This is a genomic window from Candidatus Frankia nodulisporulans, assembly GCF_902806475.1.
Classification (GTDB): domain Bacteria; phylum Actinomycetota; class Actinomycetes; order Frankiales; family Frankiaceae; genus Frankia; species Frankia umida.
Map to the genome: position 1 here is coordinate 1 of NZ_CADCWS010000141.1, position 10969 is coordinate 10969.

General features: G+C 71.7%; 9 protein-coding genes. 8 read left to right on the plus strand and 1 reads right to left on the minus strand.

The annotated features are described in order from the left end of the window. The 8 genes from G6R24_RS13430 to G6R24_RS13465 form a co-directional block, all read left to right on the plus strand. Positions 1 to 856 (plus strand): acyltransferase family protein (locus G6R24_RS13430; RefSeq protein WP_163549591.1); only part of this gene is annotated, 856 nt, incomplete at its 5' end. Between the two features lie 224 nt (positions 857 to 1080). Then, on the plus strand, positions 1081 to 2103 hold the full coding sequence (locus tag G6R24_RS13435) for a glycoside hydrolase family 26 protein (RefSeq protein WP_338083904.1): 1023 nt from the start codon (positions 1081 to 1083) through the stop codon (positions 2101 to 2103). 275 nt (positions 2104 to 2378) lie between these two features. Next, positions 2379 to 3248 (plus strand): HpcH/HpaI aldolase/citrate lyase family protein, encoded by an 870-nt coding sequence (locus tag G6R24_RS13440; protein WP_163549593.1) that lies wholly within the window; start codon positions 2379 to 2381, stop codon positions 3246 to 3248. 51 nt (positions 3249 to 3299) lie between these two features. Further along, a complete protein-coding gene (locus G6R24_RS13445) occupies positions 3300 to 5720 on the plus strand; it encodes an FdhF/YdeP family oxidoreductase (RefSeq protein WP_163549594.1) in 2421 nt (806 codons plus the stop codon). Beyond that, positions 5720 to 6610 (plus strand): formate dehydrogenase accessory sulfurtransferase FdhD, encoded by an 891-nt coding sequence (gene fdhD, locus G6R24_RS13450; RefSeq protein WP_163549595.1) that lies wholly within the window; start codon positions 5720 to 5722, stop codon positions 6608 to 6610. Before G6R24_RS13445 ends, fdhD begins: the two co-directional genes overlap by 1 nt. Positions 6611 to 6754: 144 nt before the next feature. Then, positions 6755 to 8455 (plus strand): CYTH and CHAD domain-containing protein, encoded by a 1701-nt coding sequence (locus tag G6R24_RS13455; RefSeq protein ID WP_163549596.1) that lies wholly within the window; start codon positions 6755 to 6757, stop codon positions 8453 to 8455. Positions 8456 to 8665: 210 nt separating this feature from the next. Further along, positions 8666 to 9310, plus strand: a complete 645-nt coding sequence (locus G6R24_RS13460; RefSeq protein ID WP_163549597.1) for a flavodoxin domain-containing protein — start codon at positions 8666 to 8668, stop codon at positions 9308 to 9310. Positions 9311 to 9419: 109 nt separating this feature from the next. Next, positions 9420 to 9938 carry a GNAT family N-acetyltransferase gene (locus tag G6R24_RS13465; protein ID WP_391530243.1) on the plus strand — a complete coding sequence of 173 codons (519 nt, stop codon included), beginning with the start codon at positions 9420 to 9422 and terminating at the stop codon, positions 9936 to 9938. Positions 9939 to 10003: 65 nt separating this feature from the next. Here the strand turns inward: G6R24_RS13465 and G6R24_RS13470 are convergent, their stop codons facing one another. Beyond that, positions 10004 to 10450 carry an NUDIX domain-containing protein gene (locus tag G6R24_RS13470; protein WP_163549599.1) on the minus strand — a complete coding sequence of 149 codons (447 nt, stop codon included), beginning with the start codon at positions 10448 to 10450 and terminating at the stop codon, positions 10004 to 10006. Positions 10451 to 10969: the final 519 nt, after the last annotated feature.

Here is a 10969-nt window from a genome sequence, read left to right on the forward strand (position 1 = left end):
GGCCTGGATTCCCACACAGTCGATCTATTTCGGGTGGGGTGGGGCGGTGCTGTGGTCGCTGTCCTGCGAGGCGTTCTTCTACCTCGCCTTTCCGCTGCTCTATCCACGGCTTGCTGCCCGGTCGCAGGCGGGCCGGATACGCCTGGCACTGGTGGTCCTGCTGCCGACGGCGGCGATCTCGTGTCTGGCCGGGGTGGTCGACCCTCGGCTTGATCTGGCCGTCTACGTCAATCCGGCGGTGCGGATCGGCGAGTTCGTCCTGGCGCTGCTGGCGCGGGACGGCGTGCGCGGCACGGCGGGGCAGCGCCGGACCCTCGCCGTTCTGGCGACTGCCTGGCTGGCGGTCCTGGTCGCCCTCGGCTTCTCCCACGGTGACCGGCAGGGGCTCATCGACACCCTCGCACTGCCGTCCTTCGCGGTGGCGATCTTCCTGGTCGGTACCCGGGAGGCCGACGGTGGCCGGGTGGCCGGGGCGAGCGCCCGTCCGCTGGTGTACTTCGGGGTGATCTCCTACGCGTTCTATCTCGTTCATCCCGTCGCGCTGACCGCCGGTGGAGAACTTGGCTGGTTCGAGGCGACGACCGCACCCGGGATGGCGCTGGGCGTCCTCGCGGGTTTCCTTCTCGCCTTCGGATGCGCCGCCGTTCTGCATCATGGAGTGGAGCAGCCCGCGCAGCGGTATCTGCTGCGTGCGTTCCGTGCTCCCGCCGTCCGGCCGGCCACGTCCGGGCCGAGTGGTGCCGCGGTGCCGGGCCAGTCCGCCGGGCCGGGATCGACCGCGGATCCGGGGTGGCCGGGGGTTGGGCACCGGGCGGCGTCCCGGGGCGGTTCGTGGCCGTCCGCTGACCTGCGGTGAGCGGGGGAACCTCGGCCACCGGCTTGACATTGACGTTACGTTAGGGTTGGTCGCAAGGCTGCCAGCGGTGGGTTGTCGGCCGGGAGCACGCGGATGGATTCGAGGATCACATGAGAAAGTCCGGCCCCCTTGTGAGGTGGCGGGAAAGGACTGCGGTGCTCCCCTGCTCCGGGCCTGTTTCACAACGTGCGCGCTGGTGCGCGCGCCGCCGCGGACCGCTGCTTGTGCTGAGCGCGCTGATCGCACTTCTGCTGGGCGTCGCGGCGTGCTCCGGCTCCTCCGCGCCGACCTCCCGACCCGCGACACCGTCACCGTCGTCCTCGCCGACCGCCGCCGCGACACCGTCGCCGTTGGTTCCCCGCTCCGGGTTGGGCTGGGCTTCGGGTGCCAACGGGAACTATCCCGCGGACATCAACGCCTGGGCGACCTGGACGGGGCGCCCCGTCGACGTGGCCGTGGTGTTCACCACCCGCAAGGACTGGCCGGGTATCACGACGGCGACCTGGCCGGTCGGCGCGTTCTCCCGGGACGCGTTCACCGGTCAGCTTTCGGTGGCGCAGCCGCTGTATCCCGAAGGTGGTGACGAACAGGCCTGCGCCCGCGGTGACTACGACGGTCACTGGGCCCAGTTCGGCACGACCCTGACCCGGTACGGCCGCGGGGACGCCTACGTCCGGCTGGGTTGGGAGTTCAACGGTAGTTGGATGTACTGGCATGTGCGTGACCCGCAGACGTGGAAGAGCTGCTTCGTGCACGCGGTCACCGCGATCAGGTCGACCGCCCCCCACGTGAAGATCGAGTGGACCATGAGCGCGCACAGCAACACGCTGCCCGGCAGCGGTGCCGATGTCTGGTCGGCGTATCCGGGCGACGCCTACGTCGACGTCGTCGGCATTGACGACTATGACATCTATCCGGCTTCCACGACGCAGCAGGCGTGGGACAAGCAGTGCACCGAGCCATCCGGGCTGTGCACTGTCACCGATTTCGCCCGCGCGCACGGCAAACCGCTCGCCGTGCCCGAATGGGGGCTGTCCTACTCGAACGGTGGGGGTCAGGACAACCCGTTCTTCATCGAGAAGATGCATGAGTTCTTCGCGCGGAACGCCGACCTGCTCGCCTATGAGGCGTACTACAACAACGCCGAGGCCGACAACGTGCGTTCCTCACTGCACAACCCCGTCCTGAACCCGAACAGCTCCCGCCGCTACCTGGAACTGTTCGGAAAGAACCCCGCGACGGGCTGAGCTCCGCGCGCCGCGCAGTGTGCTGATCGCATCGTCTCGGGTCAGGCCGGCCAGGTCGATGTGCCGAAGCGGGCGGCGCAGGCCGTCGGCGGCGCCGTCGTCGACGCGCGCCGGGAGCAGCCGCCACGCGTCCAGGAAGACGTCGTAGGTGACATCGGGCCGCGGCGGCGGCTCGGTGTGGATGCGCCGCGCGGCGAGGGACCTGGTGGCGTCGGGCGGCGTAGCGTTCGCCCAGGTCAGGTGAATCGTCAGGGCAGACGGTCGGCGGAGGCGTGATGGGCGGGCAGCGGGCGGTCGCCGGGGCGTTGCTGTTCTGTCCGGCGGACCGGCCGGAGCGGTACGCGCGGGCCGCGGCCGTGGCCGACCTGGTGGTGCTCGACCTGGAGGACGGCGTCGCACCGCAGAACCGGGCGCGGGCCCGGGCGGCACTGGTCAGGGCCGCGCCGGAGCTCGACCCGGCGCGGACGGTGGTCCGGGTCAACCCGGCGACCAGCGCCGCGTTCGCCGCGGACCTCGCCGCGCTCGACCGGACGGACCTGCGGATGTGCATGCTGGCCAAGACCGAGTCCGCCGACCAGCCCGCCCGCCTGGGCCCCACCCGCACGGTGATCGCGTTGTGTGAGACGCCGGCGGGGGTGCTGGCGGCGCCGGCGATCGCCGCGGTGCCGAACGTGGTGGCGTTGATGTGGGGCGCCGAGGATCTGCTGGCCGCGCTCGGTGGGCGCTCCAGCCGGCATCCCGACGGGCGCTACCGGGATGTGGCCCGGCATGCCTCGTCCACCGTGCTGCTGGCCGCGGCCGCGTGCGGGCGGGCCGCGATCGACGCCGTCTACCTCGACATCCCCGACCTGGACGGGCTCGCCGCCGAGGCGCGTGACGCGGCGGCGACCGGCTTCGCGGCCAAGGCGTGCATCCATCCGAACCAGGTGCCGGTCGTGCGGGACGCGTTTCGGCCCGACGAGGAGTCGCTGGCCTGGGCCGACCGGGTCCTGCGCGCCGCCGAGCGGGCCGGCGGCGGGGTCTTCACCTTCGAGGGCAGGATGGTCGACGCACCCGTCCTGCGGCACGCCGAACATCTGCTGCGCGCCGCCGACATCGACCCGCCCACCGGCGAGTTCCCCACCATCACAGCGCCGGAGACCTGACCGGCGACCAGGTAGATGGTGTCCGGTCGCGTCGGCGGGGATGGTGGGGTCATGGCTGACGTGACGGGCAGCGGTGATGAGCGGGACGAGGACGAGGGGCTTCGGATCTCCGAGCCGAAGCGGTGGGCGGCGGGGGTGCCGGGGGTCGGGCACGCGCTGGCGCGGTCACTGACCCGGATGGGGACCCGACGGTCGGTGCGGACGTTGCGGCTGGTCAACCAGGACCATGGGTTCGACTGTCCGGGATGCGCGTGGCCGGAGCCACCACCGGGAGAACGATCGGCGGTCGAATTCTGCGAGAACGGCGCGAAGGCGGTCGCCGAGGAGGTGACCCGCGCGCGGGTCACCAGGGAGTTCTTCGCCGAACACAGCCTCGCCGATCTCGCCGGGCGCACCGGGCACTGGCTTGGCGGCCAGGGGCGGCTCGTCGAACCGATGTACCGCGCACCGGACGCCGACCATTACCGGCCGATCAGCTGGGACGCGGCGTTCACGCTGATCGCGCGGGAACTGGCGGCACTCGAGAGCCCGGACGAGGTGGCCTTCTACACCTCGGGGCGCACGAGCAACGAGGCCGCGTTCGTCTACCAGCTGTTCGCCCGGGCCCTGGGCACGAACAACCTGCCGGACTGCTCGAACATGTGCCACGAGTCGTCCGGCACCGCACTGACCTCGACGATCGGCATCGGCAAGGGCTCGGTGACACTCGCCGACCTCGAAGCGGCCGATCTGGTGCTGGTCGTCGGGCAGAACCCGGGGACGAACCATCCGCGGATGCTCAGCTCGCTGGAGAAGGTCAAACGCGCCGGTGGGCGGATCGTCGCCGTCAATCCGTTGCCGGAGGCGGCGCTGCTGCGGTTTCGTAACCCGCAGCACGCGCGGGGAGTCGTCGGGCGGGGCACGGCGCTCGCCGACCAGTTCCTGCAGATCCGCCTCGGCGGCGACCTCGCCCTGTTCCAGGCGCTGGGACGGCGCCTGCTGGACGCGGAGGAGGCCGCACCGGGCACCGTTGTCGACCATGACTTCATCGCCCGCCACACCACCGGCTTCGACGACTACGTCAGGCACATCCGCGGGGACGGGGGGCCGTCCGTCGGGGGGCTCTCGGCGGCGGAGATCGCCGCCGCGACCGGGCTGACCGGCGCGGAGATCGACGAGCTGGCCGGGCGGATGCTCTCGGCGAAACGGGTGGTCGTGTGCTGGGCGATGGGGCTCACGCAGCACGCGGGGGCGGTCGCGACGATTCAGGAACTCGTCAACGTCCTGCTGTTGCAGGGCAACATCGGCCGGCCGGGGGCGGGAGTGTGCCCGGTGCGCGGGCATTCCAACGTCCAGGGTGATCGGACGATGGGAATCTGGGAACGGCCCACGGCGGCGTTCCTGGACGCGCTCGGGGCGGAGTTCGGTTTCGCGCCGCCGCGGCGACACGGACTGGATGTCGTCGACACCATCCGGGCCATGCGCGACGGCAGGGTCCGGGTGTTCGTCGGAATGGGCGGGAACTTCGTCGCCGCCACCCCGGATTCGGCCGTCACCGAAGCGGCGATACGGTCGTGCCGGCTCACCGTCCAGGTCTCCACCACGCTGAACCGGTCGCACGCGGTCACCGGACGGGCGGCGCTCATCCTGCCGACGCTGGGCCGGACCGAGGCGGACGTCCAGGTCAGCGGGCCGCAGCAGGTCACCGTCGAGGATTCGATGGGCATGGTGCACGCCTCCCGGGGTCGGCTCGCGCCGGCCGGGGCGCAGCTGCGCTCCGAGGTCGCGATCGTCTGCGGGCTCGCCGAGGCCACCTTCGCCGCCCTCGCCAGACGGACAGCGCAGGCAGCCACGGAGACGGCAGCCACAGCGCAGACGGCCGCGGAGACGGTTCCCGCGGTCGGGCGGACGGCGGATGTGGACTGGGCGGGGCTTGGCGGCGACTACGCGCGGATTCGGGCGCACATCTCGCGGGTCGTGCCGGGATTCGACGATTTCGAGAAACGACTGGCCGAACCTGGCGGATTCGCGTTGCCGCATCCACCACGCGACAGCCGGACCTTTCCGACGCCGAGCGGGCGGGCCGCGTTCACCGTCAACACGGCGCCGGCGCTCACCGTCCCGCCCGGGCATCTTCTCCTGCAGACCATCCGATCACACGATCAGTACAACACGACCATCTACGGGCTTGATGACCGTTATCGCGGGGTGCGCGGTGGGCGTCGGGTCGTCCTCGTGTATCCGGACGATCTGGCGGCGCTCGGCGTGGCCGACGGCACGCACGTCGATCTGGTCAGTGTGTGGACGGACGGGTCGACGCGGCGGGCGGAGAACTTCCGCGCGGTGTCGTATCCGACCGCGTCCGGCTGCGCCGCGGCCTATTTCCCGGAGACGAACGTGCTCGTCCCGTTGGACGCGACGGCGCGACGCAGCAACACACCGACGTCCAAGTCGCTGGTCGTTCGGCTGGAACCGACGGCGGGTCGGGCCTGATGGGCCGGGCCAGCGACCGGCGGCGGGTGACGCGGGTCCGGGCGGGGGTGGCGACGGCGGTCCGGCCGGACACGGTGGTCGGCGAGGAACCGCTGGAGATCCGGGTCGGCGGGCGGGCGCTCGCGGTCACCATGCGCACGCCCGGCGACGACATGGACCTGGCGCTCGGCTTCCTGCTCGGGGAGGGGCTGATCGGCACCGGTGCCGACGTCGCGGCGATGCGCTACTGCGCCACCCCGGACGGTGCCACCCCGGACGGTGCCGCCCCGGACGGTGCCGCCCCGGACGGTGCCGCCGTGGACGAGGACGGACGGCCGACCTACAACGTGCTGGAGGTGACGCTCGCCGCCGGTGTGCCGCCGCCGGCGCTGGAGGACGCGCGCACCTTCTACATGAGCAGTTCCTGCGGGTTGTGCGGGAAGGCGAGTATCGACGCGGTGCGGGTGCGCGGACGGTATGACATCGCCGACGACCCCCTGCGGGTCGCACCGGAACAGATCACCGGGCTGCCGGAGACGTTGCGGGCCGCGCAGCGACTGTTCGCGACCACCGGCGGTCTGCACGCGGCGGGCCTGGCCGGGGCGGACGGCGCGCTCTGGGCGGTGCGGGAGGACGTGGGGCGGCACAACGCCGTCGACAAGGTGATCGGCGCGGCGGCCCGGGCCGGGCGGGTTCCGCTGGTCGGGCAGATCCTGGTGGTCAGCGGCCGGGCGTCGTTCGAACTGGTGCAGAAGGCGCTGCTGGCGGGGGTGCCGATGCTCGCCGCGGTGTCCGCGCCGTCCACGCTGGCGGTGGATCTCGCGGTGGAGTCGGGGATGACGTTGGCGGGGTTCGTCCGCGGCGACACGATGAACCTGTACAGCGGCGCGCACCGCGTCCTGTGTGGGTGAACGCGTCCGCTGGGGTCGGACGGCGGCTTGGCACGGGGTGGGTTTCTGGCCCGGGACGGGGGAACGAACAGCGGATGGCGTCCCGCCGGCTGACGTCCCGCTCGGGCGTCCGACCAGGGGAGACACCACCGGAAGGAGTGGCAGGTGACAGTCACCCACGAGGTCGAGCATGCCTTCGCCGTGGACGAGACGTTCCGCGTTCCCGCCTTCGACGCGCTCAAGGGTGTCGCGTCCGTCGGTGCGATGGGGGTGACACGCCTGGACGCCGTCTACTACGACACCGACGACCTGCGCCTGGCCCGTAACCAGATGACGCTGCGTCGTCGCGAGGGCGGTGCCGACGCCGGCTGGCACCTGAAGCTGCCCGGCGCCGACGGCGCCCACGACGAGATCGGGCGGCCACTGGACATCGTGCCCGCGGAGGACGAGTGGGACGCGCGGGACGCGGCCCGCCCGGACCTGGAAGCGGGCGCGGAGCAGGGTCTGGGCTTTGGCGGGCAGGCCAGGGTCGTGGTGCCGCGGGTACCGGAGGATCTCGCCGATCTGATCGCGGTGTGGGTGCGGGGGGCGCCGCTGCGGCCGGTGGCGCGGGTCAGCACGGTGCGACGGACCTGGTTGCTGCGTGATGCGCAGGGGCACGATCTGCTCGAGGTCGCCGACGATCAGGTGCAGACGCGGACGATGGGTCGGCCGCTGGCCGGAGGCGGGCGGGTGGTGGCGTCCCGCTGGCGGGAGATCGACGTCGAGGTGCTCGACCCGGCGGGCGAACGGCTGCTGGCCACCGCCGATCATCTGCTGCTGGACGCGGGTGCGCGGGTGGCGGTGGGCTCGTCCAAACTGCGCCGTGCGTTGGCCGTGGACGTGGGCCCGCCCGAGCTCGAGGCGATGGTCGCGACGGGCACGGAGAGCGGCCCGGGCACCGCCGCTGGGACTGCCACCGATCCCGGTCGCGGCGGGGCGGGCAGCGCCGGGCAGGTGGTGCGGACGTACCTGGCTCGGCACGCGACGGCGCTGCTCGCCGCCGACCCGGGGGTGCGGCTGGGAACACCCGAGTCGGTCCATGATCTGCGGGTGGCCGCTCGGCGGTTGCGCAGCACCATCGAGACATTTCGGCCGTTGCTCGACGGCGAACAGGCCGGGCGGATCGAGGCTGGGCTGCGCGAGATCGGGGAGGTGCTGGGTCGTCCGCGTGACGCCGAGGTACAGCATGCCCGGCTGCGGCGAGCGCTGGCCGCGACGCCGGGCGAGCAGGTAGTGGGTCCGGTGGCGGCGCGTGTGCAGGAGACCCTGCTTGGGGAGGTGCTGCGCGGACGGGCCGAGGCGCTCGCCTATCTGCGCGGCCACCGTTACTACCGCTTCATCGACGACCTGCTGGCCTTCGTCGCCTCGGTCGGGACGACCGACCTGGCACGGCAGCCGGCCCGGCGGGAGCTGCCGCGGCTGGTCCGCCGCGCCGACCGGCGGCTCACGCGGCGGGTGCGCACCGCCCGGCTGGCGCCGCCCGGCACCGCCCAGGACGTGGCCTACCACCGGGCGCGCAAGTCCGCGAAGCGGCTCCGCTACGCCTGCGAGCTGATGTCACCGCTGGTAGGCAGGGATGCCCGCCGCCTCGCGACGCGGGCGCGGCGGGTGCAGGACCAGCTGGGCGCGCATCAGGACGCGGTCATGGCGGTGGCACGTCTGCGCGCGCTGGCGGTGGCCTCGAACCACGCCGGGGAACCGTCGTTCACCTACGGTCTGCTCACCGCGCAGGAGCAGGATCGGGCGGCCGCGCTGCGTCGTGAGGTCACGCGGACCTGGCGGAAGGCGTCCCGTCCCGGCCTGCGCCGCTGGCTGCGGGCCTGACCGTCCGGACCCCGACCGGCCGGTTCGGGCCGGACCATGTGATGGCCACGGAGCCTGCCGTGGCGAGTCCGGATGTCCCGCCGTCCGCGGACGTTCGACGCCTGGTGTGGGCCGCGCCACGGATGTCCACTGGGTTACGGACATGCGACGGTCCTGTGCCGTCGGCGCGCTCACCCGATGGCGCGCGACGGCGAGGTTGGAGGCGCGGCGATGCGAGCTCTGGTGGTCTACGGGATGCGGTGCGGGGGAGCGGACGAACTCGCTCGTATGATCGGCGCCGCTCTGGCCGGCAGTGGGGTGGCTGCCGATCTGCGCCCGGTGCGGCGGGTGGTCGAGTTCGAGGGCTACGACGCGGTGGTGGCGGCGGGCGCGGTACGGGCCGGCCGCTGGTCGGGTGATGTCCGGCGGATGATTCGCAATCGGCGGGACGCGTTGGCGGAACTGCCGGTGTGGCTGGTGGCCGCGGAGCCCGGCCTCGACACCCGTCCTGCCAACGCCACCGCCGCTGCCATCGCTACTGCTACTGCCGACGGCGCCGGCGGGTTCGCGCCGGTTTCCCAGCTGGCCGCTCTCGCCAGCCTGATCGGCGCGCGGGGCGCGTTGACCGTGGGACGGCAGCTGTCCGTCGAGGCCCTGCTTGGACTCGTCGAGGCGGTCACCGCGCTGGGTGCCGTCGCGCCGTCGCGACTTCTGCACGCGGTTCCAGCCTGGGGGCCGGGCGCCCGTGGCCGCCGCGGGAGCGTCGCCGGCGCCCGCTCCCATCTGCGACTGGTCGTGGCGGACGGGCTCAGTCCGCATCTGCTGGCCCCGCGGGATCCTTCACCGGACGGCTCGCCGACCAGCGTGACCATGTGAGAACCTCGGCGGACGGACCACGATGAGCTGTCGCAATGCTCATCTTCGATTACATTAGGTGAGATAGACCGTGGAAGGGATGAGGCTACCGAGGGGGCCCGCGGTGCTGCTGCGACCAGAGCTCGTCGACGGTGAGGTGACCGTACGGCCGGGTCACAGCGGCGATGTGGATCCGGTGCTGGCGATCCTGTCGCAGCCGTCGGTCACCGACTGGTGGGGGGCACCACCGTCGTCCGAGACGCTGCACGAGGACCTGCTGGCCGAAACCGACCCGGTCCTGCTCGTCATCGACGTCAGCGCAACGGCGGCGGGTGGCATCCAGTACAGCGAGGACAGCGACCCGCGCTTTCGATCCGCCAGCATCGACATCTTCCTCGGAAGAGATTTTCAGGGCCGTGGCGTGGGGACACGCGCGGTGGCCATGCTGGCCCGGTTCCTGTTTGCGGAACGCGGCCACCATCGGCTCACCATTGACCCGGCCGCCGCCAATGCCGCGGCCATCCGGTCCTATGCGAAGGTCGGGTTCCGCCCGGTGGGAATCATGCGACAGTACGAACTCGGCCCCGATGGTGTCCTGCGCGACGGGCTGCTGATGGACCTGCTGCGCACCGACTTTCTGGGTTCGTAGTTGGTGGCCGACCAGCACGCCGGGCGATGGTCGTGCCTGGCGAGCGCCGCGGGCGATCCCCGGTGTCAGGGCCAGTTGAAACGGGAGAAGGTCGTGGCCTGCTGGTAGAGACGGATGATCTCGCCGGTGTAGGGCATGGTTCGGGTGGGGAGCTTGTCGAGGGGGTACCAGCGCAGATCGGCACACCGGTCGGGTTCGCGGATGGTCGGCTCACCGGTGAAACGCCGCATGGCGAAACCGAAGCCGATACGCGCCTCGTGGTCGGGTGGCTGGGCGTGGGTGACGGCGGTGAAGGTGACGTCCGCCTCGTCGATGGTGAGAGCGAGTTCCTCGTCGAGTTCCCGGACCAGCGCCGACACGACGTCCTCGCCGGGCTCCACCCGCCCGCTGGGCAGCGCCCACCAGCCGGCGCCGTAGATCTCACCGGCCCGCAGGGTGAGCAGCAGGCGGTCCTCGCGTAGCACCAGGGCCAGCACATCCACCGGGGACCTGGGCTCGTCGCGTACCCGCATTCCCGCTCCTCACCTGCGCCGGGCGGACCATCGGCGTGGCCCGCCCGGCGGGACCTCCGCCTTCGCCGCGCCCGGACACCCGCCGCTCGCGTTCTTCGACATGGTCGGTGGGTGCTGGGACGGTAAGCGGGTCGAGCTGGGTGCGTGTAAGGAGGGTCACTTTTGTGTGATCGTCGACGACAGTGGTTGTTGTCCGGGTGGGAATCATGTCCGACGACTGGCGGGGCTGCGTCGGCGAGCTGGTAGTGCGGTAGCCGGTCGGTGAACGGTCACCGAACTTCTGTGGCTTTTCGGGTAGTGATTCTTTGGGGTGTCGAGGAAGGGCTCGAACGGTGGCGTCCCCGCTATGTCTGCTGGATATCAGGAGAATCCGGTTTGGTAGCGTGCGTTGCCGCGATGAATCCGACGGTGTCGCAACCAGGGTTCGTTCCCGGTGATGTTCCATGCGTCTGGCCCGCCGAAACCGGTCCTCGTCGGGTTCCTTTACCCCACCGACCGCGCAGGGGGACCTGTGTTTCC

Excerpts from the sequence above, each read along its gene's own strand:
- G6R24_RS13460 (WP_163549597.1), top strand. The coding sequence starts at position 8,666 with ATGCGAGCTCTGGTGGTCTACGGGATGCGGTGCGGGGGAGCGGACGAA.
- G6R24_RS13440 (WP_163549593.1), top strand. The coding sequence starts at position 2,379 with ATGGGCGGGCAGCGGGCGGTCGCCGGGGCGTTGCTGTTCTGTCCGGCG.
- fdhD (WP_163549595.1), top strand. The coding sequence starts at position 5,720 with ATGGGCCGGGCCAGCGACCGGCGGCGGGTGACGCGGGTCCGGGCGGGG.
- G6R24_RS13445 (WP_163549594.1), top strand. The coding sequence starts at position 3,300 with ATGGCTGACGTGACGGGCAGCGGTGATGAGCGGGACGAGGACGAGGGG.
- G6R24_RS13470 (WP_163549599.1), bottom strand. The coding sequence starts at position 10,450 with ATGCGGGTACGCGACGAGCCCAGGTCCCCGGTGGATGTGCTGGCCCTG.